Source organism: Bacillus sp. EB V-12, from assembly GCF_056158125.1.
In genome coordinates, this window is the sequence record NZ_JBUXJL010000001.1 from 562854 (window position 1) to 588842 (window position 25989).

Genomic DNA, 25989 nt, shown 5'->3' on the forward strand with positions numbered 1-25989 from the left:
GAGAGATGTTAATTTTCGCAAAAATTAACAGAATTTATTGATAATTTAGTCAATTTAAAATATAATCCAAGTATGAACTTGTCATAAAGGGGGAAGGAAACATGGAAACGAGGCAACAATGGGGAACGAGAGCTGGATTTATTTTCGCAGCGGTCGGATCTGCCGTTGGATTAGGAAACATATGGCGTTTTCCTTATACAGCGTATGAAAATGGAGGAGGAGCATTCTTTTTACCGTATTTATTTGCATTATTAACGACTGGTATTTCATTGTTAGCGTTTGAGTTTGCCCTTGGTCATCGTCATCGTGGCTCAGCACCACTTACATTTTTCCGTATTAGCCCGCGTGCAGAATTTATTGGATGGTGGCAAATGTGCGTAACATTTATTGTTTCAACATATTATGCAGTGATTATTGCTTGGTCTATATCGTATACATACTTTGCAATTACTGGAGCATGGGGAAAAGACACGCAATCATTTTTATTTAAAGAGTACTTACATGTTGCAGATAAGCCAGGACAATTTGGAGGACTTGTACCAGAAGTATTAATTCCGTTAGCTCTCGTTTGGATTATTGTGCTTGGCGTTGCATTTAAAGGAGTTAAAAAAGGAATCGAAGTTGTTAACCGTATATTTATTCCTTTATTAGTTGTTATGTTCCTTATTATCGTTGTTCGTGCAGTGACGATGGAAGGTGCTATGCAAGGACTAGATGCATTCTTTAAACCAGATTGGAGTCGTATTTTTGATGGGAAAGTATGGCTTGCTGCTTACGGTCAAATATTCTTTAGTTTATCTTTAGCATTTGGAATTATGATTACGTATTCTAGTTATTTACCGAAAAACTCGGATACAACAAATAATGCCTTTATTACTGGATTTGCAAACTCAGGATTTGAATTATTAGCAGGTATTGGGGTCTTTGCAGCTCTTGGATTTATGGCAAATAATATGGGAGTACCGGTTGATAAAGTAGCAAGTGCTGGCGTTGGGCTTGCGTTCGTAGTATTTCCCCAAATTATTAATGAATTGCCGATGTCACCGTTGTTTGGTGTTTTATTTTTCTTATCGTTAACGGTTGCTGGAATTACATCACTTATTTCACTCGCGGAAGTATGCTTTGCCGCTGTATCTGAAAAATTCAGTTTAAGTCGGGAAAAAACTATTGGAATTATGGGAACCCTTCTCGTGTTAGTTTCTCTTGTTTTTGCAACACGTGGTGGACTTATGTTCTTAGATGTTGTCGACTATTTCGCTAATAATTTCGGATTAATTACAATTGCACTTGCGGAAGTAGTTACGATAGGGCTCATTTTACGCCGTTTACCAGTTTATCAAAATCATGCAAACTTTGTATCTGATATTAAATTAGGAACGTTTTGGAGAGTGAGTTTACTCGTTATTACTCCGCTTATGTTAGGGTATATGCTAATTGATGGTACAATCCAAAATATTAAAAAGAACTACGGAGATTATCCGACTGAGTTTGTTGTAACGTATGGTTGGTCGATAGCAGCAGCATTCCTCATAGTTGCAATAATCATTGGCCTGAAAAAATGGGATGCACAAATTCATTCGGATTCTGCCAAGCTTGAAAAAGAATGGAAAGATCGAGGTGTTTCATAATGAGTGGATCAGCGATTATGATGATGGTTATTGGAATAGTAGTCATTTGGGGAGGGCTTGCATTAAGTATTGTAAACTTATTTAAGAAAAAGGCATAAGTAAAAAACATCTGTACCGAAATGGTGCAGATGTTTTTTTATGAAAAAATTGTATTAGAAAAAAATTCAATAACCATACTACAACTACGAGGAAGAGTGAAGGGGTGAATGAAAGTTGGAACAAACGATTTATATTAAAATGCGCAATCGTTTAAAAGTTTCTCCTACTTATGAAGTAAAGCTGGGCGATGTTGCTCAACTTGCCGGAGATTCTTCCGTAGTTGAGTTGTTACAAAATGAGACAGTTTACAAAATAACAGCGCATGATAAGACGCATGTTGTAATTGATGTTATGAAAGTAATTGAGATTATTCAACAGAAAGCATCTCATGTACAAATTAATTTACTCGGTTCTGGACAAACTCTTGTTGAAATTATATACGAAAAAAAGAAGACACACCCAATTTTTTTCGGGCTTGTATGGCTGTTACTGTTCATTGGAGCGGCCCTTGCGATCATTTATTTCCATGAAGATGTAAGTATGCAACAAGTACATCAACGGTTATATTACATGATTACTGGAGAATTTAATGCGCAACCACTTTTATTTCAAATCCCTTATTCTTTAGGTCTTGGCTTAGGGATGGTTTTATTTTTTAATCATGTATTTCAAAAGCGAATTAATGAAGAGCCGAGTCCGTTAGAAGTTGAGATGTTTCAATACCAACAGTCACTTGATCAGTATGTAATCGTTAATGAAAACAAGGATAATATGAAACAACTTGCCGATGATTGAGTCTGGATTTGTTATTTTAATTGGTTTAGCTGGAGGGATTGCGGTAGGTAGCGGATATGTCGCATTTTTAGCTGTACTTGGTATAATCCCCCGTTTAGCCCAATTAACGAGAAGTGGAAAGCATATTCAATATTTTGAGTGGGCAGTCATTGCAGGTACTTTAACAGGGGCTTGGTGCAGTTTGAAAAACATTACATTTCAAACGTCGCAGTATTGGCTCGTTATATTAGGGATATTTTGTGGCACATTCATCGGAATGCTTGCTGCGGCATTAACAGAGGTGTTAAATGTTCTGCCTATTTTAGCGAAACGAGTAGGGGTAGAGGGGAAGATTATTATTTTACTCGTTGCTCTTGTACTTGGGAAAGTAATAGGATCGTTGTTTCACTGGATTTATTTCGTAAAGTAGGAGGCAGTATATAAATGACAAGTCAGAAATTGAAGGATGATTACATAAATAAAGTGAAGGAGTATCATCCAAAGCCAAACTATTTACTAAATTGTATCAAAGCATTTCTTGTAGGTGGACTCATTTGCACAGTTGGAGAAGTATTGATGAAATTTTATATACATTATTTTCACTTCAGTGAACAAGAGGCAGGAAACCCAACTGTTGCAACCCTTGTTTTATTATCCGCGATTTTAACAGGGTGTGGTGTATATGATAAAATCGGTCAATTTGCTGGAGCAGGATCAGCGGTACCGGTAACAGGATTTGCAAATTCTATGGCGAGCGCTGCCTTAGAACATAAGAGCGAAGGGGTTGTTCTAGGGATTGCTACAAATATGTTTAAACTGGCAGGAAGTGTGATTGTATTTGGGGTTGTTGGTGCATATATCATTGGGTTAATAAGGTATACCTTTAAAATTTTTATGTCTTAAAGGAGGGCTAGTATGAGGTTGACCGGAAAACAAACGTGGGTATTTCAAAATGATATATATGTGAATGCAACGGGTACTGCTGTCGGTCCGAAAGAAGCTGAGGGCCCTCTCGGGAAAAAATTTGATATTTCATATGGTGACTTGCATTGTGGAGAAGAAAATTGGGAGCTTGCCGAACGAAGATTAATGTCAGACTCAATTCAACAAGCAGTGCAAAAAGGGAATATAAAAACATCGCAAATTGATTTCTTTTTAGCGGGAGATTTATTAAATCAAACAGTGACAGCAAATTATGTTGCGCGTAAGTGGGGCATTCCTTTTTTAGGAATGTTTAGCGCTTGTGCGACGTCTATGGAGACTTTAGCAGTTGGCTCAGCTTTTATAGACGGTGGATTTGCAAATCGTGTCTTAGCGACAGTAAGTAGTCATAATGCAACGGCTGAAAGACAATTTCGCTATCCAACAGAGTACGGTGGACAAAAGCCAGGGACAGCAAATTCAACTGTGACTGGTGCAGGATCTATATTAATTAGCAATGAAAAAAGTGCAATTAAAATTACGTCAGCTACAATTGGAAAAGTGCAAGATTTAGGAATTACAAATCCTTTGGATATGGGGGCAGCGATGGCTCCAGCAGCAGCTCATACAATTCAACAACATTTTGAAGATTTAAGAAGAAGTGCCGATGATTATGATTTGATTGTTACGGGTGATTTATCAGCTGTTGGGACGCCGATTGCGAAACAACTTTTACTTGAGGAAGGTTATGATCTTGGGCATATATACAATGATTGTGGATTGATGATTTATGAATCAAGTCAAGAAGAAGTGTTTGCAGGTGGTAGTGGTTGCGCTTGTTCAGCAGTTGTCACATATGGTCATTTATTACACGAGATGCAAAAAGGGAATTTACAACGAATTTTTGTCGTTGCGACTGGTGCATTATTAAGCCCGATGATGATGCAACAGAAGGAAACGATTCCAACAATTGCACATGGTGTCGTATTTGAGAGAGTTAAAGGAGAGTGAATTGTGGATTTTATATATGCATTTCTTGTAGGTGGAGTTATTTGTTTAATTGGGCAACTATTGTTAGATTTCGTAAAGTTAACACCAGCTCATTTAATGGCAACTTTTGTAGTCATCGGAGCAATTTTAGATGGATTTGGATTGTACGATAAACTAATAAAGTTTGCAGGTGCTGGAGCAACAGTCCCTATTACAAGTTTTGGACATTCACTATTGCACGGAGCAATGCATGCAGCAGAAAAACATGGATATTTAGGAATTGGTATTGGCATGTTTAGTTTAACGTCTGCGGGCATTTCCGCAGCGATATTGTTTTCGTTTTTTATAGCACTTATATGTAAACCGAAAGGATAAATCAAATGAGACGAAGGGTTGTTTTGGTCACAGATGGAGATGAATATGCAAAGCGGACAATTGAGCTTTTAACGAAGGAATTTGGGGGAAGGTGTATTTCAGCATCACAAAGTAATCCAACCAAATTGACAGGGAAAAAAGTTGTTGAGCTTATTATGCAAACGCCATATGACCCTGTATTTGTCATGTTTGATGACAGTGGATTTATTGGAGAAGGATCTGGTGAAAAGGCTTTAAAATATGTGGCTACCCATAAACAAATTGATGTGCTCGGTATTTTAGCGGTAGCGTCTAATACGCATCATTGGGAATGGGCACGTGTAGATGTAAGTGTAGATCGGAACGGGAATTTAACCGAATACGGTGTTGATAAATTTGGACTTCCAGATGGTGAAATTGGCAGAATTAGCGGAGATACAATTTATTGTTTAGATGACTTGAATGTTCCTGTCATCGTTGGAGTCGGTGACATTGGTAAGATGTGTGGAAATGATGAATGGGAGAGGGGATCACCTATTACGAAGAAAGCAATTCAATTAATTTTGGAAAGGAGTGGTTTTTATGACGAAACCTAAAAAAGTGGATATCCCTATATCAACTTTCATAAGTGACAATGAAAATTATTTAAAGCAGACAGTTGGACTAGGCGTTACATACGATGTTGGTATTCGTAAATTTCAAATTTTGAATAAAGAAATTGGTGTGTTATTTGTAAACGGACTTTGTGATACAAATTATATTATCCCTATTTTAGAAGAAGCGGTGGATACAAATGAGATAAGGGATGTAGAAGAAGATACAGTGAAGCTTTTAGAGAATCGCTTAATCCATCAACAAGTAAGTAAAGTGAAAACGATGGATGAGGTAATGCTCCAAGTATTATCAGGACTCATCGTGATATTTGTGGAAGGTGAAACGGAAGCGTTCGCAATCGATGTTCGTAGTTATCCAGGGCGAACGCCGACAGAACCAGATACCGAAAAGGTAGTACGCGGTGCAAGGGATGGATTTGTTGAAAATATCGTTGTAAATACAGCATTAATCCGTAGAAGAATTCGAGATCCACGTCTTCGAAATGAAATGGTTCGAGTAGGAGATAGATCACAAACGGATATTTGTATTACATACGTTCAAGATGTTGCAAATCCAGATTTAGTAAAGATTATAAAACAAGAATTAAATAACATCGATGTAGATGGAATTACGATGGCGGATAAAACAGTAGAAGAATTTGTTGTAAAGCAAAGCTATAACCCATTCCCACTTATTCGATATACAGAAAGGCCAGATGTAGCAGCAAATCATCTACTAGAAGGACATGTGTTAGTACTTGTTGACACATCGCCAAGTGCTATGATTACACCGACAACATATTTTCATCATTTACAGCACGCGGAAGAGTTTAGACAAAATCCAGCTGTCGGTACATTTTTACGCTGGGTGCGCTTTTTAGGTGTTATATTCTCGTTATTTTTATTACCATTTTGGTTAGTGTTTGTATTTGATCCAACTCTTTTGCCAGCAAATCTTGCTTTTATTGGACCGACTAAGATGACGCATTTACCAATTTTATTACAGGTGTTAATGGCAGAGGTCGGACTTGAGTTTTTAAGGATGGCAGCCATTCATACTCCAACGCCGTTATCGTCTGCAGCAGGGTTGATTTCCGCTATATTAATTGGTCAAATTGCAATTGATGTAGGTTTGTTTGTGCCAGAAGTAATTTTGTATGTAGCAGTTTCGATGATTGGTGCATATGCAACACCGAGTTATGAATTAGGATTAGGGAATAAGGTTGGGAAATTGTTTGTTATTATTTTAACAGGCCTCTTCCATGAGATGGGATTTGTAATTGGTATGACGATATTAATTTTATTTTTAACGTCTATAAAAAGTTTACAAACACCTTATTTATGGCCGTTTTTACCATTTGATTGGGGCGCATTAACAAAAATTTTACTCCGTCCAACGATGTCTAGTTTAAAAGTACGACCAAGTATTGTAAGACCTCAAAATGTAAAAAGACAAAAATAAACGGGATTATACACCCGTTTATTTTTTTTAGCAAAAATTTATTATTTTTTAACAAAAATCAAACATTTTTTGTGTACACTTAGAGTAGATATTGTGTATGGAAGGGGAAGAGGACATGATTAAATTATTTGTAAGTGATTTAGATGACACGCTCGTTTACGATGTGAATCATATGCAAAAAGAAGATGAACGTGCGCTGTGTTGGTTAGCTGAGAAAGGGACAAATATTTGTTTTGCCTCTGGCCGCTTTACACACAGAATTGATGAAGTTGTAAAAAGGTTTTCATTCCCATATTACACAACTGGCTTAAATGGAGCGACAATGTTGCTTCCGGATGGAAATTTATTTCATGAATCGAGTTTTGAAAATGTGGTTGCCCAGGAAATATATCGATATATACATAAAAAAGGACTAGCGGATATTGTTTGTGCAAATGAGCAGCGATATACAAAAAGGAAGAATGAACATCACCATAATTTTGAAGCGTATATGGGCGTGCATATCGCTGAAATTGAAGCGTTAGAAGAAGAGTTTGGTAAGACTGTACACCCTGCAAAATTGTTTGTTTTTGGAGAAGAAGAGAAAATTGTGACGTTAGATCAAGAGCTACGAGATATGTTTCAAGGCGAAGCGGAAGTTTTTATATCAGGTAAACGCTATGTTGATATTATGCCAAGAGGCGTGAGTAAGGGGAGTGCTCTAAAGCGACTAATGGACCATTTGCAAATTGAAGCAAATGAAGTTGCTTGTATTGGAGATTCTTTCAATGATATTTCTATGTTTGAAGTAACCCCGCATTCATTTACTCTTCATCATGCCCATCCATATGTAAAGGAGAAAGCAAATCATATAGTGCGTTCGGTTGAAGAGGCTGTTATGAAATTACCGTTACTTGTATAAAAAAAGAAGCCCGTCACTGGCGGGCTTCTTTTTTACTTGAATAAAGATTTAACAAAATCAATGATACTTGAGAAGAAATCTTTCACTTTATCTAGAAAACTTTGTCCTTCTTCAGAACCTAAGAAGGCAGAAACGTGTTCTTTTGCTTTGTTTAATTGACTACCAACTTGATTCCAATCGATATTAAGATTTTTCATTTTATCAAATAACGATACTAAGTTATCTAACTGTTCATCTGTCAATGTAATGCCGAGTTGATCAGCAATTTTTTTAATTAATGAACGTAAATCTTCTGTTGTTTTTGGCTGTTCTTTTGCAATTTCTTCTTTAATTTTTGCAACAAGTTGAACTGCTTTTTCTTCACCAATTTTATCACCAAGCTGGGCTGTTTGTACCATTTCTTCATTCGCTACTTTTTTAACTTCTTCAGGAATTTGTTTATTGGACGCAGTTTCGTATGCTTTCATTAATCCAGTTAAAGCTGCAGTTCCTGAAACTTTAAAAGGTGCAGTAATTTGAATTTCTGCATCTTTTACACCTGCTGTAATCAAAGCGTTAGTGTACATTGCATCTGTTACCCAGTTAATGTTCTTTGATCGTACAATAAGACCAGATCCTGGTTTTGTGTATGTAATCATAGAAGAAGAAATTGCTCTCGTACCAATTTGTGCTTTTGGAACAATGCCTTCTAGAAATTTATGTTCTTCCGCATTAGATACAGTAATAATTGTAGCATCTTTCGGTGCTTTCATTTCTTTTAACAGATCTTGTTTTTGTTGTTCAGATAAGTTCTCTCCTAATGTAACAATTGATTCTCCCTCGATGATGTCTGCAAACGAAGCTGTTGGCATCATAAATACCGTTACAGCTAATAGCAGAGCTAGTAATTTCGTTTTCACGAAAAATCGCTCCCTTTCTCTTTCTAAAATTTTCGGGCAACAAAGTTATTATAGTATATATTTCTTATTTGTCACCTAGCTTTTTCCACATTTCAAAAAAGAAGTATCTAGATTGTCGGATTCTTTTTGTTTCTAGTCATGAATGTGGTAATATAGTGCTGAGATACTTGAAAGGAGACATATACGTATGAAAACTTTAGGATACATATTAATGGAAAACGGTGAAAAAATCGACTTGGAATTTTTCCCAGAAGAAGCACCGAAAACAGTAGAAAACTTTAAAAAATTAGCAGAGCAAGGATTTTATGACGGTGTTACATTCCACCGTGTTATTCCTGGCTTCGTAAGCCAAGGTGGAGACCCAACAGGTACAGGTGCAGGTGGCCCAGGATACTCTATTCCATGTGAAACTGATGGAAACCCTCATAGACATCTTGTAGGATCACTTTCTATGGCTCACGCTGGCCGTAACACAGGCGGTAGCCAATTCTTTATCGTTCATGAGCCACAGCCGCATTTAGATGGTGTTCATACTGTATTCGGTAAAGCAACAAGCGGTATTGAAACAGTATTAAAAATGCGTCAAGGCGATGTAATGAAAGAAGTTAAAGTTTGGGAAGAATAAGGTAAGGAAAAAGAGAGCTTTTGCTCTCTTTTTTATTTTTAATGAGATTGAGTACTACTTCTACAGCTCATCATACAAGTAGTATTGTTGCTAAAATATATTGCTTGTGAGAACAAACCTTTAACCAATTACATAGAATACATTACATTATATGTTTCAATAAATATTTTTTGTTATATTAATTTTGCTAGAATTGTGCTGCTTTAGAGTAACTATAAATGAAGTGCTGTTGAATGATATGTTTCTTTCCATTCCATATAAAATTTTCTTTTTTTAACTCTATTTATTAAAGGAATAGTGCTGAAACATAGATTTGACTTTCTTCTTTTCGCTTTGTATGATTATCAAGTTGTTTTAGACTCTTCTCACTCTGTTGAAAATATTGTAAAATGAATGTGATATGAAAAGAGTGATTGAGGGGATTACTAGTTTGTAACTTTTGTAAGAAGGGATAAGGGTTATGTTAATTCGTTTTAAAAAAAGTTATGAAAAAATTGCAATGGGGCTTCTTTCGTTTATGCCAACTGAAAAAGATGTGAAAACATTACAATTGACAATGAAAGAATATGAAGCAAAAGATGATTGGCAATTGTATTTGTGGAAAGAAAATGAAGATTTTGTTGGAATAATGGGGATTGTAAAAAAAGAGAATCAAGTATTAGAAATTCAGCATTTGAGTGTGAACCCGTCTCACCGTCATGTGGGGATTGGGACGAAGATGGTTCAAGAGTTAAAGAGTAAATTTCTTGAGTTTACAATTTGCGGAAATGAGCAAACAGCAAGTTTTTGCGAAAAATGTAAAGGGCTAGAACAAAATATACATTCGTGAAAGCAGAGATAAGTAGTTTATTATCTCTGCTTTCTTTTTTGTAATTGTTCGTTTCGTTCAGTAATGACCTCTGTGCGATCACGCAAAGTGTGCTTGTTTATAATATATTCACCTGGGATAGCATTCAAGTCTTTCCAAGGGAGGTTTTGTTTTTGACATAACTCTATGCACTGCTTCTCTAACGATGAATCTGATAAGGGTAAAAATAAAGGTACAAAACGTTCTTTTTTATGGATAGATTGCAATCTTTCATTGAGCAAGGAAAGAAGTTGTACTTGATTAATTCCTAAACGTTGTAAAGGCACACCGCTTTTTTCTAAAATTGTAATTGCGCTTTTCATCATTTTTGTAGAACCATTCCAATTAGCACGTCTTTGGTGGTATAAAGAAACTGCAATTTGAATGAGACCAACTAAGTAATGATCACGATTACCTCTTGGTTTTGTCTTCCAATACTCTTCTAGTATTTCGTGGCATTCAAAATAGTCATAATCTCCATGGAAATGAATTAAAAATTGTATGTATTCGGTAGGATACATGTTTTCTCGCTCCTATCTAACGGTTATACATATAAGTGTATCATAGAAATATGAACAATAAACGACTAGGAGGTTTCCCCCTAGCCGTTATTGTTCATATTAGCAGAAGCAAGCTGCTCCTACAATAATTAGTAAAATAAACAGTACAACAAGTAATGCGAACCCACCGCTAAAACCACAATCAACGTGACCCATAGTTTTTTGACCTCCTACATTGTTCTTACTACACTGTTATCATATGAAGTGGTGGGCATGATGACATAGGCATCGGTCTATTTTTAATTAAATTTCTTAAAAAGGTTGGATAGAACATGAGTATGCTCTATACTTATGTTGTTATAGAAAAAATGTGGTGGGATGCTTTGTGCAATATAATTTTAAAGTAGAGGCTTTTGAAGGGCCGTTAGATCTATTGTTACATTTAATACATCGTTATGAAATTGATATATATAATATTCCTGTAGCAGATATTACAGAGCAATATTTATCTTATGTGCATACGATGAAAGAACTTCAATTAGATGTTGCAAGTGAGTATTTAGTAATGGCTGCAACGTTATTACAAATTAAAAGTAAGATGTTGTTGCCGAAACATGAAGAAGATGTACTTGATAACGGTGATGATTTTATAGATGATCCTCGTCAAGAATTGATGGAGAGGTTAATTGAATATAAGAAATATAAGCAAGTTGCTACTGAGTTAAAAGAAAGAGAACAAGAAAGAGCACAGCTATATACACGTCCACCAATTGACTTTACATCGTTGCAACAAGAAGAGGAGACAAGCTTACCTCTTGATGTTACGTTATATGATATGCTAGCAGCATTTCAAAAATTAATGCGTCGTAAAAAGGCAAAAAAACCTGTAACAACACGTATTACTCGTCAAGAAATACCAATTGAACAGCGAATGACTGATATTTTAAAACAGTTAAAAATAAAGGGTGGTCGCCAAAGTTTTTATGATTTGTTTGTTGATGATGAACGTGAAATAATGGTTGTAACATTTTTAGCAGTTCTGGAACTTATGAAAAATCAACAAATCATAATTGAGCAAGAACATAATTTTGATGAAATTTTCGTATCAAGCTCTAATAAATCTACATAGAGCAAGTATGTGAAAATGGGATAGCAACATTTTATCTCATGCTAGGTTTTAATGTATCGTTTGGAACAAGAGAAAAAATATTGAACCGAACGCATTAATTGTGATTCGGTTTTTTGATGTGTATTTTTATGAGAAAATAGAAGGAAGGAGCTCGTGAAATGGATAGGAAAGAACAAAAGTCAATTATTGAAGGCCTTTTATTTGTTTCTGGTGATGAAGGGATTTATCCAGAACAAATAGCGAAAGTTCTTGAAATTGAAATGAATGAAGCAATTAATATTTTAGAAGAAATGCAACAAGAATGTGAAGGTGCAAACCGTGGTTTGCAAATTGTACAGTATGCAAAAGTATATCGTTTTGCTACAAAGAAAGAACATGCTTCATATTATCAAAAATTAATAGATACACCAACAGCTGCTTCACTCTCACAAGCTGCCCTCGAAACGTTAGCGATTGTTGCATATCGCCAACCAATCACAAGGACTGAAATGGAAGAGATTAGAGGAGTTAAAACTGATAAGGCGTTACAAACGTTGGTTTCACATTTACTTATAAAAGAAATGGGAAGAGCAGAAGGACCAGGGCGTCCTATTTTATACGGAACAACAAAAGAATTTTTAGACACATTTGGATTGAAAACATTAGATGATTTACCACCGCTTTCTGAAGAGAATGAACAAATGAATGAAGCAGATTTATTCTTCGGTTCCTTACAAGAGATATCGAAATAAAAGCTTAGCATTTTGCTAAGCTTTTTTTGTATATCAATTATTTACAGTGCCATACTAAATGAAAAAAGGAGACGAGTTATGAGAGGTATGCGGATTATTTTATTATTAGTTTCTGTTTTATTATGTTTTTCTTTAAATAGCGCATCAGCTAAAAGGTATATGATGTCCATTCATACTACGTCTCCTTTACATATGCATCGGCAACATCTTAGTAAAATGAAAGTGAGCTTTTTAAAAGTGGGGCAAGGTGACGCAACACTTATTATAATGCCAAATGGACAAACAATGTTAATTGATGGAGGACCTTATGAAGCAGGAGAGGTTATTATTCAGAAATTAATTGAGAAAGGGATTAATCATTTAGATGTAATTGTCAGTACGCATCCCGATATGGATCATATAGGGGGGTTAATTCCAATTGTAGAGCAAATGCCGGTATCGCTTATATTAGATAGCGGAAAAACATATAGTTCTCTTACTTATCATACGTATCGGAATAATATAAAAAAAAGAGGGATACCTTTCGTTTCAGTAAAGGAAGGACAATATATACCGCTGGATCCACATGTTTCTATACAAGTATTAAACAACGGGAAATCAAAAGATGAAAATAATGAATCCTCAATTGTTTTAAAGGTGCGATATGGAAAAGCGGATTTTTTATTAATGGGTGACGCGGATGTACGGACAGAACATGAAATATTAAAACAATTTGATGTCCATGCAGATGTGTTAAAAGTAGGGCATCACGGCTCATATACTTCAACAAGTGAAACGTTTATAAAAAAAGTGGAACCGCAGTTTGCTATTTTGTCGTACGGGAGTAGTAATCCGTATGGACATCCTCACCAAAGTGTAGTGAAACGCTTAAAAAGGCACGGTATAATGGTATATAGAACGAATAAAAGTACAGTAGAAATGGAAACAGATGGTGAACATATTATGTTAGAGTCTAGCGGGTTAATGCCATTATTGAAGTGATTTCTATATTAGGGGGCGATACTGTCCCTTTTTGGAAAAATGAATAATATATATTATAATTATAAGAGACGTAAGAAATTTCCTTTTCTGTTGAATAAAAAGGAAATTTTATTAGAATGTATAGACAACTACTCGTGTGTATATTAAGATGGAACTAGGCGAATAAGGTAATAATAACAAGTAGGTAATTCATGGGAAAGGATCGATGAAAATGAAAACGCAAATTGTCATCAATGCCAAAATTTACACAGGTCAAGAAATAGTGGAAAACGGATTTATTCGTTACGCAGAAACCATTAAAGAAATTGGTTTGATGGCTCAATATGTACCACAAGAAAATGAAACTGTTTTTGATGCTACAGGGAAGATTGTAATTCCAGGTATGATCGATGTTCATATTCATGGTGGATACGATATTGATGCGATGGATGCAAATAGCGATGGGTTAGTAACTCTAGGTAAAGAAATGTTAAAAGAAGGGGTTACAACTTACTTCCCAACAACAATGACACAAGCTCCAGAGGCAATTGAAGCAGCGTTAACTGCTGCAAAAGAAGCAAAAGAAAAAGGAGCGCATTTCGAATATATTCACTTAGAAGGACCTTATGTTTCAAAGAAACGTGCAGGTGCACAACCACTTGAACATATCGTTCCTGCAAATATTGAGCAATTTAAACAATGGCAAGAAGCAAGTGGGAATTTAATTAAATTAGTAACATATGCACCAGAAGAAGAGGGAGCATTAGAGTTTGAACAATATCTTGCTGAAACTGGTGTAGTTGGCACAATGGGGCATACAGATGCAATTGATGGGCAACTAAAAAATAGAAAAATTACACATGCAACACATTTATACAATCAAATGCGTGGATTACATCACCGTGAACCAGGAGTTGTTGGTCATGTGTTATTAAATCCAGATGTAATGGTTGAAGTAATTACAGATGGTATTCATATTCACCCTGATATGGTGAAATTAGCATATAAGTTAAAAGGACCAAAAAAAGTAAGTGTTATTACTGACGCAATGCGTGCAAAAGGTCTTGAAGATGGATTATATGAGCTTGGCGGACAGCCAGTACATGTAAAAGATGGTAGTGCTCGATTAGAAGATGGAACGTTAGCTGGTAGTATTCTAAAAATGGATCAAGCTTTCCGAAATGTAATTGAATTTACAGGTTGTTCAATCGAAGATGCAGTACTGATGACATCAGTTAACCAAGCAGAAGAGTTTGGATTAAATAATAAAGGTGCATTAGCGGTAGGAAAAGATGCAGACTTTGTTGTGATGAATGAAGATTTACATGTATATGATACGGTTCGTTTAGGAATTCATATGAAGGAAGGGAAGTAATTAAATGAATATTCTTGTTGTAAAAACTCCAGAAGAACTAGCAGAAGCAGGTTATAAATTAATTGAAGAAGTTGTAAAAACAAAAGAAAATCCAACATTAGGAATGGCTACAGGAAGCTCTCCATTAGGTATTTATGCAGAAATGCGAAAAAATAAACTTGATACAAGCCGTGTAACCACTGTAAACTTAGATGAGTACGTAAATTTACCACATGAAGATAAAAACAGCTATCACTATTTCATGCAAGAACAGTTGTTTGATCATCTTCCATTTAAACAAACTTATGTACCAAACGGGATGGCAAGTGATTTAGAGGAAGAGTGCAAACGTTACGAGAGCATTCTAGCTGCTAACCCAGTTGACCTACAGATTCTTGGAATCGGTGAAAACGGTCACATCGGATTTAATGAGCCAGGAACACCGTTTAATTCTCCAACAAACATTGTTGAATTAACAGAATCTACACGCCAAGCAAACCTTCGCTTCTTCGAAAAAGAAGAAGATGTGCCAACTCATGCGATTACAATGGGAATTGGAAGCATTATGAAAGCGAAACAAGTTCTACTTGTTGCTATGGGTTCTAAAAAGGCAGAAGCTGTTAAAGAATTATTGCAAGGTGAATATAGTGAAGAGTGTCCGGCTACAGTTTTACAACGTCATCCGAATGTAACCGTAATCGCTGATCAAGAAGCTCTATCTTTATGCAGTGAGGCGATTGCTGATGAACATCGACAAGTATTCACCATTTCCGATCTATTATCAGATTCAAGAGTGGGTGAAACAGCTAATTGAGGACGGCGAATGGAAGCCGGGAGATAAAATCCCATCTGAGAATGAACTTTGTGATAAGTTCGAAGTGAGTCGAATGACAATCAGACAGGCGATTAATAATTTAGTGGAACAAGGCTATTTATATCGGAAGCGTGGAATTGGAACATTTGTCCAACTTCCGAAAGTGGAACAAAAATTGCAAGGAATGACGGGATTCACAGAAGACATGATTTCTCGTGGGATGAACCCAAGTAGTCAATTACTTAGTTTCCGCCTAGTTCCAGCTACTGCTAAAATAGCAGACCGGTTGAGAATACAGGAGGGGGAATCGGTTTATGAAGTGAGGCGTATTCGCTTAGCTGATGATGAACCGATTGCTTTTGAGACGACATATTTGTCGCCAGCTCTTGTAAAAGATATTAACGAAGAGATATTGCAACAATCTTTATATGAACATTTAGAGAAAAAACTGGGCTTTAAACTTGTTAGCGCTACTCAGTCAATTGAAGCTTCCGTTGCGACGGAAAATGAAGCTGAACATCTGCATATTCCTAAAAAGGCGCCTGTACTTGTAATGCGTCAATGGTCATATTCAGAAGGTGAGGTACCGCTAGAGTACGTGAAATGTATTTATCGTGGAGATCGTTATAAATTTATTACGAATATCGCACGTAACAAATAGTATATTTCAGTTTGTGAAGTACAGTGGAATTGAAAATGGTTAACATGTAAAGAAATAAAAATACGACTCATCCTTATAAGGAATGAGTCGTATTTTTATTATGAGCAATTACGTGGTTAACAGCATCTTTGACGTGATTTACTACATAGTGAGCGTGATTTTTTACTGCATCATCTGCTTGTGACATAGCAAAACTGTGAGGAGTTAAAGAAAACATAGGAATGTCATTATAAGAATCCCCTATACAAGCAATTTCCTCAGGTTTTATTTGAAACTCATTTAATAAAACAGAAATGGCAGAGCCTTTACTAACATTCGGTGGCATTACATCTAAACATTGTTCTGCTGAGATGAAAGTACTAACTTTCCCGTGGAATTTTTCATCAATTTTTTTCTGAAGGAGTTGTAAGCTCTCCTTTGTTCCGCCGACAGAAATTTTATTTGGGAAAATTGTATCATCAATCTTCTGTAGTAAGTTTGGTTCTTCAACAGAAGTCATAGTTACTTGTTGTTCAAGTTCTTGAATAAAAGGTGTTTTCTCTTCAATGTAATAATTATGCTCATCACTTACATAACGGAAATAAGGCTCTTCATTCGTCATAGCTAACAAATCGGGAAGTATGCTGGAATCAAAAGTTGCAGATAATAGTTGTTTATTTTCATGTGTATATACAAAAACACCATTTACACTAATACGATGAAAATTTGTATTTACAGCTTTCATTAAGTCTGCAATTTCATTATCAAGTCTTCCGGAAGCGAAGCAAAGAATAACATTTTGTTCGGCAAGGCTGCGCAGTGCCGCAACATCTTGTTCATCAATAAGACCTCCGTGTTGCATCATTGTACCATCGATATCACTTACAAACATTTTAATCATGCTGTTATCTCCTTTCTATGTACAGTTGCTCTTACATTATACGCATCATATATAAACATGTCTAAAAAATGAATTTTTATTAAATGGCAGATGTTTTACATTGACGACAAAGAAGAATATTCTGTAACATAAAAGTAGGCTATTTAAGTACGAGGGTGGTGTTATATGAGTAATTATCTAGAAATTAAAAAAGTTTTAAATAATAATGTCATCATTGCTAGCCATCCGGAACACGAGGAAGTAGTAGTGATTGGTAAAGGAATTGGATTTGGGAAAAAAGCGAAAGATGTATTGGAGCAAGAACAAATCGAAAAAATGTTTGTCTTAAAAAATGAACGTGATCGTGAACAATACAAATTATTAGTGCCGCATATTAGTGAAAAATTAATTGAATTGATGAACGATATTATGCTGTACATTCAAGGAAAAGCGAAATCTCCACTAAATGAACATATTCATATTGCGTTAACAGATCATATTTCATTTGCGATTAAAAGGTTAAAACAAGGACTTACAATTGATAACCCTTTTTTAGTTGAAACAAAAATGCTCTATCCAGAGGAATATGAAATTGCGGAAGGTGTTGTAGAACTTTTAAATTCTCGTTTGCAAATTACATTGCCTGAAGGAGAAATTGGTTTTATTGCACTGCACATTTACAGTTCGCTTACAAATTCTGATTTATCTTCAGTTAATCAAAACTCCCGTCTCATTGCACAACTTGTATCTTTAATTGAGACAAACTTACAAATTACATTAGATCAAGAGAGCATTCATTATTTACGTCTTATTCGTCATCTTCAATATGCTATTGAGAGGGTGAAAAAAGGAGAAAAAGTAGAGGAATCGCAAAGTTTTGCTGATTTATTAAAGGCGGAGTATCCAGTTTGCTATAACTTGGCTTGGAAGCTAGTTAAGGTCATGCAAAAAGAGTTGCAACTACCTGTATATGAAGCTGAAAGTATTTATTTAACGATGCACTTGCAACGCTTAGTAAAGGCAGAGCATGTGTAAAAAGTCATATATTTTTGTCTAAAATGAAAACGTTAAAAAAAATGATTGAATCGCTTACAATAGTTATGTATAATAACTATTGCAAAGTTATACAAATTTCGACAAACACATTAAGGTGAGTAACGAAAACGTTTGCCTTAATTATAGTGAACTTATACGTAAACCTATTTTTGACACGTGTTACTGATTCGATCAGGCATGAGTGGAGAAAAGTAAGGAATGTAAGCTAGAGAAAGGGATATACTACCCTTTGTATAGCTATCGTTCTATCTTTTTTTCCTCATGTCTTTTTGGCGTTTGTCGGAAGGTATCAATATAGATAAGAGAGGAAGGGTTTCCATGTTTAAGAATATCTTTGGTGTTCTTCAAAAAGTCGGAAAAGCGTTAATGCTTCCAGTAGCGATTTTACCGGCGGCAGGTATTTTACTTGGATTTGGTAATGCATTTCAAAATCCACAGTTAACAAATGTTATTCCTGCTTTAAAAGCAGATTGGTTCGTAATGGTTGCAAAAATTATGGAACAATCTGGTGATATTATTTTCGCTAACCTTGCATTATTATTCGCAGTTGGGGTAGCAATTGGTTTAGCTGGTGGAGACGGAGTAGCTGGTTTAGCAGCATTCGTCGGCTACTTAATTATGAACAAAACGATGAGTGTGTTCTTAGAAGTAGATAAGCTAGTGAAAGTAACAAGTTCTGGAGCAGACCCAGTAAAAATTGGATTTGCAGATCCAGCGTATGCGAACGTATTAGGTATTCCAACGCTACAAACAGGGGTATTTGGTGGTATTATCGTCGGTATAGTAGCGGCATATTGCTATAATAAATACTTCAACATTGAATTACCATCATACTTAGGTTTCTTTGCAGGTAAGCGTTTCGTACCGATCGCAACTGCAACATTCTCTTTAATAGTAGGTATTATCATGTGCTTCGTTTGGCCATACATTCAAGGTGGCTTAAACACGTTCTCACATCAAATGATTGATGCAAATAGAACAATCGCAGCATTTATATTCGGTTTAATTGAACGTTCATTAATTCCATTTGGATTACATCACATTTTCTATTCACCGTTCTGGTTCGAATTCGGTCAGTATACAAATGCAGCTGGCGAATTAATCCGTGGTGACCAAAAAATCTTTATGGCACAGTTAAAAGACGGTGTAGAATTAACAGCAGGTACATTTACAACTGGTAAGTATCCGTTCATGATGTTCGGTCTTCCAGCAGCAGCTTTAGCAATGTACCATGAAGCACGTCCAGAAAATAAAAAATTAGCAGCAGGTATTTTAGGTTCTGCAGCATTAACATCTTTCTTAACAGGTATTACAGAGCCACTTGAATTTTCATTCTTATTCGTAGCGCCAGTATTATTCGGAATTCACGCTGTATTTGCTGGTCTATCATTTATGACAATGCAAATTTTAGGTGTTAAAATTGGTATGACATTCTCTGGTGGTTTAATTGACTTCCTATTATTCGGTGTACTACCAGGCCGTACAGCATGGTGGTGGGTAATTATTGTTGGTCTTGTACTAGCAGTTATTTACTACTTCGGATTCCGCTTTGCAATTCGTAAATGGAATCTAAAAACACCTGGTCGTGAAGTGGCAAATGCAAATGACGGCGCAGGAAAAGCAGAAGCAGGCGAACTTCCTCGTGAAGTATTAGTAGCACTTGGTGGTAAAGAAAACATTGCTTCTTTAGATGCTTGTATTACTCGTTTACGTGTTCAAGTTAACGAACAAAAGAATGTAAACAAAGACCGCTTAAAAGAACTTGGAGCAGCTGGTGTACTTGAAGTTGGAAATAACATTCAAGCTATTTTCGGACCGAAATCTGACACATTAAAATCACAAATTCATGATATTATGTCAGGTCGTACACCTCATGTTGAAAAAGAAGAACCTGTAAAAGTGGAAGAAACTCCTCAAAAAGTTGATGAAAATGAAACAATTGTATCACCAATCGAAGGGAAAATCTTACCAATTACAGAAGTGCCTGACCAAGTATTCTCAGGAAAAATGATGGGAGACGGATTTGCAATTGAGCCAACTGAAGGAACAGTAGTTTCTCCAGTGAACGGTGAGATTGTCAATGTATTCCCTACAAAACATGCGATTGGTATTCAATCTGAAGGCGGAAAAGAAATTTTAATCCACTTCGGTATTGATACTGTAAAATTAAATGGTGAAGGTTTTGAAGCGCTTGTAGCACAAGGCGACAAGGTGAAACAAGGCCAACCATTATTAAAAGTAGATCTTGCATTTGTAAAAGAAAATGCACCATCTATCATTACACCAATTGTCTTTACAAACTTACAACAAGGGCAACAAGTCGAATTGAAAAAAGATGGAAATGTTAAGAAGGGCGAAACCGCTATTATTGACATTCAGTAGGAATTTGACGCAAAATGTTTATAATTATAATAGGCGATGTGGTTGACCGAACATCGCCTATTATATACAATAGATGATGTAGTACTCACGTCTATACAACTAAAAAATACTGTAATTTAAAGGAGATAAATTATCATGGAAAAAATCTTTAAAGTAACTAGCGACTCAGGAATTCATGCTCGTCCAGCAACTCTACTTGTAAACACTGCAAGCAAATTCGGTTCTGACATTAACTTAGAGTATAACGGAAAGAACGTTAACTTAAAATCAATCATGGGCGTTATGTCTTTAGGCATTCAACAAAACGCAGAAATTAAAATCACTGCAAATGGTGATGATGCAGCTCAAGCACTAGCAGCTATCGAAGAAACTATGAAAAACGAAGGATTAGGAGAATAATGACTCTTAACATTCAAGGGATCGCTGCATCAAGTGGGATTGCTATTGCAAAGGCTTTCAGACTTGAAAATCCTGAATTTAACATCGAAAAGAAATCAATTACAAACGAAGCTGCAGAAATTGCACGCTTAGACGCTGCGCTTGAGAAAGCAAAAACTGAATTAGAAGCTATTAAGGACCACGCATTTGCTGAGCTAGGTGCTGACAAAGCTGCGATCTTTGAAGCACATTTATTAGTGTTAAATGATCCAGAACTAGTAAACCCAGTAAAAGATAAAGTAAATAGCGAAAAAGTAAATGCTGAATTTGCAATGGATGAAGTTGCATCAATGTTTATTTCTATGTTTGAAAACATGGATAACGAATATATGAAAGAACGTGCTGCGGACATTCGTGACGTAACAAAACGCGTTCTTGCACATTTACTAGGAATTAACTTCTCAAATCCTGGTACAATTTCTGAAGAGGTAATCATCATTGCTGAAGATTTAACACCATCTGATACAGCTCAATTAAACCGTAAGTATGCAAAAGGTTTCACTACTGATATCGGTGGACGTACATCTCACTCTGCAATTATGGCTCGTTCTATGGAAATTCCAGCTGTTGTTGGTACGAAAGTTGTTATGGAGAAAATCCAAAACGGCGATATCGTTATCATTGACGGTTTAGATGGAGAAGTAATTGTAAACCCATCAGAAGAAACTCTTCGTTCGTTTGAAGAAAAGAAAGCGAAATTTGAAGAGCAAAAAGCTGAATGGGCTAAATTAAAAGACCAAGCTACTGTAACAAGTGACGGACATCACGTTGAGCTTGTTGCAAATATCGGAACACCAAATGATGTACAAGGTATTATCGATAATGGCGGAGAAGGCGTTGGCTTATACCGTACAGAATTCTTATACATGGGCCGTGACAATCTTCCAACAGAAGAAGAGCAGTTCGAAGCGTATAAAGCAGTTCTTGAAGGTGTAAAAGAAGGTCAGCCAGTCGTTGTTCGTACACTTGACATCGGTGGAGATAAAGAGCTTCCATACTTACATTTACCAAAAGAAATGAACCCATTCTTAGGATACCGTGCAATTCGCTTATGTCTTGATGAGCAAGATGTGTTCCGTACACAACTTCGTGCATTACTTCGTGCTAGCGTATACGGTAACTTAAAAATTATGTTCCCAATGATTGCAACTCTTGATGAGTTCCGTCAAGCGAAAGCGATTTTATTAGAAGAGAAAGCGAAACTTGTAGAAGCGGGTACAACTGTTTCTGATTCTATTGAAGTTGGTATGATGGTTGAAATCCCAGCTTCAGCAGTATTAGCAGATCAATTCGCGAAAGAAGTTGACTTCTTCTCTATCGGAACAAATGATTTAATCCAATACACAATGGCTGCAGACCGTATGAACGAACAAGTATCATACTTATACCAACCATATAACCCATCTATTTTACGTCTTGTAAAAATGGTTATCGATGCTGCTCATAAAGAAGGCAAATGGGCTGGTATGTGTGGTGAGATGGCGGGCGATTCACTTGCTATCCCATTATTATTAGGATTAGGTTTAGATGAGTTCAGTATGAGTGCAACATCTATTCTTCCTGCAAGAACACAGCTAAGCAAGTTGTCAAAAGCAGAAATGGAAACATTAGCAGAAAAAGCATTAATGATGTCAACTGCTGAAGAAGTTGTTGAACTAGTTAAAAGCATATAATTAATAAAAAAACCTGAGTCGATTTGAAATCGGTCTCAGGTTTTTTCTATGAGAAAAGTAAATCTTATTTGCTTACTATCGAGGATAAGAGACAGAATTAGATAGCGATTGCAACGATATCAGTTGGGCATACACGTAAAATACCAGTAAAAGTATTTCGATTTTGATTGTTCTTATCGTCTTTATTGTTATCTTTGTTGTCTTTGTTATTACGAGCTAAAGCAGAGAAAAGAGCAACACCGTTAGCGAAACCTTCAAAAATAACATTGTTGAATGTGCCGTTACCTCTAATGCTTAAAAGAGAAAGTTCTGTTCCAACTGAAATGTTAGCAAGTACGTTACATACAGCTGGTTGTTGTGGTCTAACCTCTCTCTCTCTCTCTTTCTCGCGATGGTCGCGCTCTCTTTCATGATGATGACATTCTCTAAAGTTATCACAGCATCCAAATGATCCAAACATAATCCTCATCACCCCCTTCACACTTATAATCTATGTAAGTTCGGTAGTTAGTGACTGGACAGAGAGTGGAATTTTTTCTAGGGGATTTTCTCATTTTAAATGACTAGCTGGGTGTTTAGTATGGAATGATGTTTAAAATAGGGGGAATATAACAAAAAAATGTAAAAACCACCGAAATAAATGAAATGGGTAGCCTTTACACTTTTTTACTTTTATATAAAACGATGATATATACAGGAAGAGCTAGGAGTAGTGGTACAATGGATCGTGCAGTATGTTTTTCTGATTCTAATTGGAATGCTTCTTCTTTTGGAAATTGTAAAATGGAGATGTTTGCGGCATCACCAATAAAATATAGAAGCAGTACAGTTACTATGTAACATAAAAGTGCGATAAAGCTTCCGTATGAACTCAATGAAAATCCCTCTCTTGTTATCTATTTGTTATCATTGTATCACAATTGTAACAAAAATACACGGGTATATTTCAACGTCTTAACAAAATTCGACACGAAACGTCACGTTTATTTATGAGAAGGGAATAGAATATACTTTTCCATAAGTATAAATGTCGAATGATTTGTAGTAATATTACAAAAGTATGACAGGGAATAAAAAAACGAAGGCAATGTAGTTGCCTTCGTTTTTTATTATTTTGCCCACTCGCTCACTTGCTCTACGCTCATGCGAGGTGCAGGGTGGCCTTTTAAAGTTGATTCACCAATTGTAATAAGCATAATTGGAACGTAACGAGATGAAACGTTAAATTCGTCTGTCAGTGCTTGTGGATTGAAGCCACCAATAGCACAAGTATCCCAACCAGTTGCTTTAGCTGCAAGCATAAGTTGCATTGCTGCTAAAGATGCATTTGAAAAGGCAGCATCTCTTGGGAATTGTTCACGAGCATATGCAGATTCAATATTTTTAGCTAAGCGTTCTTTTGCTTCTTCTTTCATAAATCCTTGTTCTACAATTGGACCATATACTGGCTCAACATTTTTATAAGCTTCTAAATCACCTAAAATAGCGACTACTGCAGAAGCATCAAGAATTTGTTGTTGGTTATAAGCTATTGGATGTAATCGTTTTTGTACATCTTCACCTTGAAAAACAAGGAATTTCCAGTGTTGTAAGTTCCAAGCGGAAGGTGCTTGTGCTGCTGCTTTTAAAATCTCATGTAATTCTGTAGATGAGATTTCTTTATTTGGGTTGAATGCACGTGTAGATGTGCGTTCATATAGAACGTTAAAAAAGTTGTCGTTTGTCATAATATATCCTCCAAATTGTATATAAAATTATCGGGAAAACGTAATGTATATTACTTACATTTTGTAAGTTATCGAATTTAAGAATATAATATCTTTATTTTAATTGTCAAGTTTTAAGAAATAAGCTAGGGCATTCATACAAACGATATAATTCCTATAATCATACACTAAAAAAGGAATTTATAGAGTGAAAAGGGAAGATAACATTCTCAATTAGCTTGTTAATATGTATTTCTCACAAATTAAAGTTTATTGGAGAACAGTCTTTTAAAAATATTTGTGAGGAATTCAGTAGAACAAGATATATGAAGTGAGTGAAGACTAGTGATGAACATACTACATTTTTTATTAGAGAATACGGTTTTCCAAAATGTGTTACAAGATCTGCAGTTAAATGTCCTTTATATAGAAAATGGATGTAAACATCAACAAACGATAGAAAATATCCATCCAAAATGTATGTTTATAGCAAATAGTTTTGAAGAGGGCGAACTATTATTTCAAAGAACGAAACCGCACATTATAATTATGTATGTAACAGATTATTCTCAAATAAAATATATAAAGAATATGTATACCTCGCAAAGTACATTCATTGTCATTTGGGATCAACAAATAACAAAAGAATTTACAGATGTACTTGCATTAGGAATACGTAATATTGTAATAGCCCCTGTAACTCCGCAAGCAGTGTTAGAAGAAGTGAATAAGAGTTTGTATCAACTTTCTTTGGTAAGGCAAGTTAGTTTACAACAGGAACTGCTTCAAACGATGTTTGATTTTCAAAATGATTTATTATTTATAGTAGAAGATGATGAAATTGTTGATTGTAATACAAATTTTTTAACGTTTTTCGGATATGAAAATTTGTTTGCCTATCGCGAGCAACATTTAGTATTTGCTGAACATTTTATTAGAGAAAATGGATACTACTCGACGACGCATGATATAACATGGCTAGACGATACTTTATCAAGCGGTAGAAGAATTAAGATGTCAAATTATGAAGGGGCAGTATCTACTTTTCTATTACGTGCGACACCATTGCCAGAAGATTTATCAAGATTTATTGTAAAGTGCACGGAAATTACAGAATTAGATGAAATCTATCAAGAACAAGAAAGACTTGCTATGATAGATTCATTGACAGAGATTTATAATCGTTTAAAGTTTCAACAAATACTAGAGGTAGAATGGGAAAAGGTAATACGTAATGATGAGAAAATAGCAATTATTTTATTTGATATAGATAATTTTAAAACAGTTAATGACACATATGGTCATGATTTTGGCGATTTGGCATTAATACAACTTGCAGAGCTTATGAAATCTAAAGTGGAGCAGCAACATGTATTTGCAAGATGGGGAGGGGAAGAATTCATTATATTAGTGACAAATACAGTAGAAAAAGAAGCATTTCAAGTTGCGGAATCATTACGATTCTTCATTGAAACAAAGCAATTCACTGGAATTTCGAAGTTAACAGCTAGCTTTGGAGTTGCGTTATATGAACAAGGAACTACAAGAGAAGAATTAATGCAACGAGCGGATATTGCATTATATGAAGCGAAAAAAAATGGAAAGAATCAAGTATGTGTGTATAGAAAAGAAAAAATGTGATTTTTCGCAACAAATTGTTGCGATTTTTTTTTATTGTTTGATAATAGAATAG

The 25989-nt window shown here is 35.6% G+C and carries 30 protein-coding genes; 23 read left to right on the forward strand and 7 right to left on the reverse strand.

Annotated features, from left to right (window positions below; genetic code table 11):
* Nucleotides 1–101 precede the first annotated feature (101 nt).
* The 10 genes from ACZDYH_RS03035 (at nt 102) to ACZDYH_RS03080 (ending at nt 7662) form a co-directional block, all read left to right on the forward strand.
* Nucleotides 102–1628, forward strand: a complete 1527-nt coding sequence (locus ACZDYH_RS03035) for a sodium-dependent transporter (protein WP_000450088.1) — start codon at nt 102–104, stop codon at nt 1626–1628.
* Nucleotides 1628–1726, forward strand: coding sequence for a methionine/alanine import family NSS transporter small subunit (locus ACZDYH_RS03040; RefSeq protein ID WP_000016828.1), 99 nt, complete (start codon nt 1628–1630; stop codon nt 1724–1726). Before ACZDYH_RS03035 ends, ACZDYH_RS03040 begins: the two co-directional genes overlap by 1 nt.
* Before the next feature lie 115 nt (nt 1727–1841).
* Nucleotides 1842–2462, forward strand: coding sequence for a stage V sporulation protein AA (locus tag ACZDYH_RS03045; protein WP_474885659.1), 621 nt, complete (start codon nt 1842–1844; stop codon nt 2460–2462).
* Nucleotides 2455–2871 carry a stage V sporulation protein SpoVAB gene (gene spoVAB / locus ACZDYH_RS03050; RefSeq protein WP_474885939.1) on the forward strand — a complete coding sequence of 139 codons (417 nt, stop codon included), beginning with the start codon at nt 2455–2457 and terminating at the stop codon, nt 2869–2871. Before ACZDYH_RS03045 ends, spoVAB begins: the two co-directional genes overlap by 8 nt.
* Before the next feature lie 14 nt (nt 2872–2885).
* The gene (gene spoVAC / locus ACZDYH_RS03055) at nt 2886–3344 is read left to right on the forward strand and encodes a stage V sporulation protein AC (RefSeq protein WP_000203810.1); all 459 of its coding nucleotides are present in this window, start codon (nt 2886–2888) and stop codon (nt 3342–3344) included.
* 12 nt (nt 3345–3356) lie between these two features.
* Nucleotides 3357–4373 (forward strand): stage V sporulation protein AD, encoded by a 1017-nt coding sequence (gene spoVAD / locus ACZDYH_RS03060; protein ID WP_001241166.1) that lies wholly within the window; start codon nt 3357–3359, stop codon nt 4371–4373.
* A gap of 3 nt (nt 4374–4376) precedes the next feature.
* On the forward strand, nt 4377–4727 hold the full coding sequence (spoVAE, locus tag ACZDYH_RS03065) for a stage V sporulation protein AE (protein WP_000345916.1): 351 nt from the start codon (nt 4377–4379) through the stop codon (nt 4725–4727).
* Between the two features lie 5 nt (nt 4728–4732).
* Nucleotides 4733–5302: a stage V sporulation protein SpoVABEA gene (spoVAEA, locus tag ACZDYH_RS03070; protein WP_088361869.1), complete on the forward strand. Its 570-nt coding sequence runs from the start codon at nt 4733–4735 to the stop codon at nt 5300–5302.
* Nucleotides 5289–6761 carry a spore germination protein SpoVAF gene (gene spoVAF, locus ACZDYH_RS03075; RefSeq protein WP_000165595.1) on the forward strand — a complete coding sequence of 491 codons (1473 nt, stop codon included), beginning with the start codon at nt 5289–5291 and terminating at the stop codon, nt 6759–6761. The genes spoVAEA and spoVAF overlap by 14 nt, the downstream gene beginning before the upstream one ends.
* Before the next feature lie 97 nt (nt 6762–6858).
* Entirely contained in the window at nt 6859–7662 is an 804-nt protein-coding gene (locus ACZDYH_RS03080) for a Cof-type HAD-IIB family hydrolase (RefSeq protein ID WP_002024734.1), read from the forward strand.
* Nucleotides 7663–7694: 32 nt separating this feature from the next.
* Here the strand turns inward: ACZDYH_RS03080 and ACZDYH_RS03085 are convergent, their stop codons facing one another.
* The gene (locus ACZDYH_RS03085) at nt 7695–8561 is read right to left on the reverse strand and encodes a DUF1002 domain-containing protein (RefSeq protein WP_000850515.1); all 867 of its coding nucleotides are present in this window, start codon (nt 8559–8561) and stop codon (nt 7695–7697) included.
* A 187-nt stretch (nt 8562–8748) separates the two neighbouring features.
* Between ACZDYH_RS03085 and ACZDYH_RS03090 the strand changes: the two genes are divergently transcribed.
* Together ACZDYH_RS03090 and ribT are read left to right on the forward strand one after the other, a co-directional pair.
* Complete coding sequence (locus ACZDYH_RS03090) at nt 8749–9186, forward strand: peptidylprolyl isomerase (RefSeq protein ID WP_000853782.1); 438 nt, start codon at nt 8749–8751, stop codon at nt 9184–9186.
* Between the two features lie 460 nt (nt 9187–9646).
* Nucleotides 9647–10015, forward strand: coding sequence for a GNAT family N-acetyltransferase RibT (gene ribT, locus ACZDYH_RS03095; protein WP_000908401.1), 369 nt, complete (start codon nt 9647–9649; stop codon nt 10013–10015).
* Nucleotides 10016–10035: 20 nt separating this feature from the next.
* On the opposite strand, the gene ACZDYH_RS03100 is transcribed toward ribT, so the two are convergent.
* Nucleotides 10036–10554 carry a DUF309 domain-containing protein gene (locus ACZDYH_RS03100; RefSeq protein WP_000283596.1) on the reverse strand — a complete coding sequence of 173 codons (519 nt, stop codon included), beginning with the start codon at nt 10552–10554 and terminating at the stop codon, nt 10036–10038.
* A gap of 99 nt (nt 10555–10653) precedes the next feature.
* Complete coding sequence (locus ACZDYH_RS03105; RefSeq protein WP_000510194.1) at nt 10654–10749, reverse strand: YjcZ family sporulation protein; 96 nt, start codon at nt 10747–10749, stop codon at nt 10654–10656.
* A 169-nt stretch (nt 10750–10918) separates the two neighbouring features.
* Between ACZDYH_RS03105 and scpA the strand changes: the two genes are divergently transcribed.
* From scpA to phnF, 6 genes are all read left to right on the forward strand, one after another.
* Nucleotides 10919–11662 carry a segregation/condensation protein A gene (scpA, locus tag ACZDYH_RS03110; protein ID WP_001199754.1) on the forward strand — a complete coding sequence of 248 codons (744 nt, stop codon included), beginning with the start codon at nt 10919–10921 and terminating at the stop codon, nt 11660–11662.
* A 158-nt stretch (nt 11663–11820) separates the two neighbouring features.
* On the forward strand, nt 11821–12393 hold the full coding sequence (gene scpB / locus ACZDYH_RS03115; RefSeq protein WP_000375168.1) for a segregation/condensation protein ScpB: 573 nt from the start codon (nt 11821–11823) through the stop codon (nt 12391–12393).
* A gap of 78 nt (nt 12394–12471) precedes the next feature.
* Nucleotides 12472–13374 (forward strand): ComEC/Rec2 family competence protein, encoded by a 903-nt coding sequence (locus tag ACZDYH_RS03120; RefSeq protein WP_001214830.1) that lies wholly within the window; start codon nt 12472–12474, stop codon nt 13372–13374.
* Between the two features lie 211 nt (nt 13375–13585).
* Nucleotides 13586–14728, forward strand: a complete 1143-nt coding sequence (gene nagA / locus ACZDYH_RS03125) for an N-acetylglucosamine-6-phosphate deacetylase (protein WP_006928115.1) — start codon at nt 13586–13588, stop codon at nt 14726–14728.
* Nucleotides 14729–14732: 4 nt separating this feature from the next.
* Complete coding sequence (nagB, locus tag ACZDYH_RS03130; protein ID WP_001024210.1) at nt 14733–15521, forward strand: glucosamine-6-phosphate deaminase; 789 nt, start codon at nt 14733–14735, stop codon at nt 15519–15521.
* The gene (phnF, locus tag ACZDYH_RS03135; RefSeq protein WP_021727649.1) at nt 15451–16182 is read left to right on the forward strand and encodes a phosphonate metabolism transcriptional regulator PhnF; all 732 of its coding nucleotides are present in this window, start codon (nt 15451–15453) and stop codon (nt 16180–16182) included. The genes nagB and phnF overlap by 71 nt, the downstream gene beginning before the upstream one ends.
* A 73-nt stretch (nt 16183–16255) precedes the next feature.
* On the opposite strand, the gene ACZDYH_RS03140 is transcribed toward phnF, so the two are convergent.
* Nucleotides 16256–17062, reverse strand: a complete 807-nt coding sequence (locus tag ACZDYH_RS03140) for a Cof-type HAD-IIB family hydrolase (protein WP_000594248.1) — start codon at nt 17060–17062, stop codon at nt 16256–16258.
* Nucleotides 17063–17227: 165 nt separating this feature from the next.
* Between ACZDYH_RS03140 and glcT the strand changes: the two genes are divergently transcribed.
* The 4 genes from glcT (at nt 17228) to ptsP (ending at nt 22590) form a co-directional block, all read left to right on the forward strand.
* A complete protein-coding gene (gene glcT, locus ACZDYH_RS03145) occupies nt 17228–18076 on the forward strand; it encodes a glucose PTS transporter transcription antiterminator GlcT (protein WP_000073858.1) in 849 nt (282 codons plus the stop codon).
* Between the two features lie 339 nt (nt 18077–18415).
* Nucleotides 18416–20479: a PTS glucose transporter subunit IIABC gene (ptsG, locus tag ACZDYH_RS03150; RefSeq protein ID WP_000475799.1), complete on the forward strand. Its 2064-nt coding sequence runs from the start codon at nt 18416–18418 to the stop codon at nt 20477–20479.
* Between the two features lie 135 nt (nt 20480–20614).
* Nucleotides 20615–20878 carry a phosphocarrier protein HPr gene (gene ptsH, locus ACZDYH_RS03155; RefSeq protein WP_000411080.1) on the forward strand — a complete coding sequence of 88 codons (264 nt, stop codon included), beginning with the start codon at nt 20615–20617 and terminating at the stop codon, nt 20876–20878.
* Nucleotides 20878–22590, forward strand: coding sequence for a phosphoenolpyruvate--protein phosphotransferase (ptsP, locus tag ACZDYH_RS03160; RefSeq protein WP_000174207.1), 1713 nt, complete (start codon nt 20878–20880; stop codon nt 22588–22590). Before ptsH ends, ptsP begins: the two co-directional genes overlap by 1 nt.
* A gap of 97 nt (nt 22591–22687) precedes the next feature.
* On the opposite strand, the gene ACZDYH_RS03165 is transcribed toward ptsP, so the two are convergent.
* The 3 genes from ACZDYH_RS03165 to ACZDYH_RS03175 all read right to left on the reverse strand — a co-directional run bounded on the left by ACZDYH_RS03165 (nt 22688) and on the right by ACZDYH_RS03175 (nt 24317).
* Nucleotides 22688–23050, reverse strand: coding sequence for a DUF3915 domain-containing protein (locus ACZDYH_RS03165; protein WP_006928123.1), 363 nt, complete (start codon nt 23048–23050; stop codon nt 22688–22690).
* Between the two features lie 196 nt (nt 23051–23246).
* Nucleotides 23247–23465, reverse strand: coding sequence for a hypothetical protein (locus ACZDYH_RS03170; RefSeq protein WP_000100485.1), 219 nt, complete (start codon nt 23463–23465; stop codon nt 23247–23249).
* A gap of 234 nt (nt 23466–23699) precedes the next feature.
* Entirely contained in the window at nt 23700–24317 is a 618-nt protein-coding gene (locus ACZDYH_RS03175) for a nitroreductase family protein (RefSeq protein ID WP_000180387.1), read from the reverse strand.
* Between the two features lie 327 nt (nt 24318–24644).
* Between ACZDYH_RS03175 and ACZDYH_RS03180 the strand changes: the two genes are divergently transcribed.
* Entirely contained in the window at nt 24645–25937 is a 1293-nt protein-coding gene (locus ACZDYH_RS03180) for a GGDEF domain-containing protein (RefSeq protein WP_001023185.1), read from the forward strand.
* The last annotated feature ends 52 nt before the right edge of the window (nt 25938–25989 follow it).

Coding starts and splice junctions, on each gene's coding strand:
- ACZDYH_RS03035 (WP_000450088.1), top strand. CDS start 102: ATGGAAACGAGGCAACAATGGGGAACGAGAGCTGGATTTATTTTCGCA.
- ACZDYH_RS03040 (WP_000016828.1), top strand. CDS start 1,628: ATGAGTGGATCAGCGATTATGATGATGGTTATTGGAATAGTAGTCATT.
- spoVAB (WP_474885939.1), top strand. CDS start 2,455: ATGATTGAGTCTGGATTTGTTATTTTAATTGGTTTAGCTGGAGGGATT.
- spoVAC (WP_000203810.1), top strand. CDS start 2,886: ATGACAAGTCAGAAATTGAAGGATGATTACATAAATAAAGTGAAGGAG.
- spoVAD (WP_001241166.1), top strand. CDS start 3,357: ATGAGGTTGACCGGAAAACAAACGTGGGTATTTCAAAATGATATATAT.
- spoVAEA (WP_088361869.1), top strand. CDS start 4,733: ATGAGACGAAGGGTTGTTTTGGTCACAGATGGAGATGAATATGCAAAG.
- spoVAF (WP_000165595.1), top strand. CDS start 5,289: ATGACGAAACCTAAAAAAGTGGATATCCCTATATCAACTTTCATAAGT.
- ACZDYH_RS03080 (WP_002024734.1), top strand. CDS start 6,859: ATGGAAGGGGAAGAGGACATGATTAAATTATTTGTAAGTGATTTAGAT.
- ACZDYH_RS03090 (WP_000853782.1), top strand. CDS start 8,749: ATGAAAACTTTAGGATACATATTAATGGAAAACGGTGAAAAAATCGAC.
- ribT (WP_000908401.1), top strand. CDS start 9,647: ATGTTAATTCGTTTTAAAAAAAGTTATGAAAAAATTGCAATGGGGCTT.
- ACZDYH_RS03100 (WP_000283596.1), bottom strand. CDS start 10,554: ATGTATCCTACCGAATACATACAATTTTTAATTCATTTCCATGGAGAT.
- ACZDYH_RS03105 (WP_000510194.1), bottom strand. CDS start 10,749: ATGGGTCACGTTGATTGTGGTTTTAGCGGTGGGTTCGCATTACTTGTT.
- scpB (WP_000375168.1), top strand. CDS start 11,821: ATGGATAGGAAAGAACAAAAGTCAATTATTGAAGGCCTTTTATTTGTT.
- ACZDYH_RS03120 (WP_001214830.1), top strand. CDS start 12,472: ATGAGAGGTATGCGGATTATTTTATTATTAGTTTCTGTTTTATTATGT.
- nagA (WP_006928115.1), top strand. CDS start 13,586: ATGAAAACGCAAATTGTCATCAATGCCAAAATTTACACAGGTCAAGAA.
- nagB (WP_001024210.1), top strand. CDS start 14,733: ATGAATATTCTTGTTGTAAAAACTCCAGAAGAACTAGCAGAAGCAGGT.
- phnF (WP_021727649.1), top strand. CDS start 15,451: ATGAACATCGACAAGTATTCACCATTTCCGATCTATTATCAGATTCAA.
- ACZDYH_RS03140 (WP_000594248.1), bottom strand. CDS start 17,062: ATGATTAAAATGTTTGTAAGTGATATCGATGGTACAATGATGCAACAC.
- glcT (WP_000073858.1), top strand. CDS start 17,228: ATGAGTAATTATCTAGAAATTAAAAAAGTTTTAAATAATAATGTCATC.
- ptsG (WP_000475799.1), top strand. CDS start 18,416: ATGTTTAAGAATATCTTTGGTGTTCTTCAAAAAGTCGGAAAAGCGTTA.
- ptsH (WP_000411080.1), top strand. CDS start 20,615: ATGGAAAAAATCTTTAAAGTAACTAGCGACTCAGGAATTCATGCTCGT.
- ptsP (WP_000174207.1), top strand. CDS start 20,878: ATGACTCTTAACATTCAAGGGATCGCTGCATCAAGTGGGATTGCTATT.
- ACZDYH_RS03165 (WP_006928123.1), bottom strand. CDS start 23,050: ATGTTTGGATCATTTGGATGCTGTGATAACTTTAGAGAATGTCATCAT.
- ACZDYH_RS03175 (WP_000180387.1), bottom strand. CDS start 24,317: ATGACAAACGACAACTTTTTTAACGTTCTATATGAACGCACATCTACA.
- ACZDYH_RS03180 (WP_001023185.1), top strand. CDS start 24,645: ATGAACATACTACATTTTTTATTAGAGAATACGGTTTTCCAAAATGTG.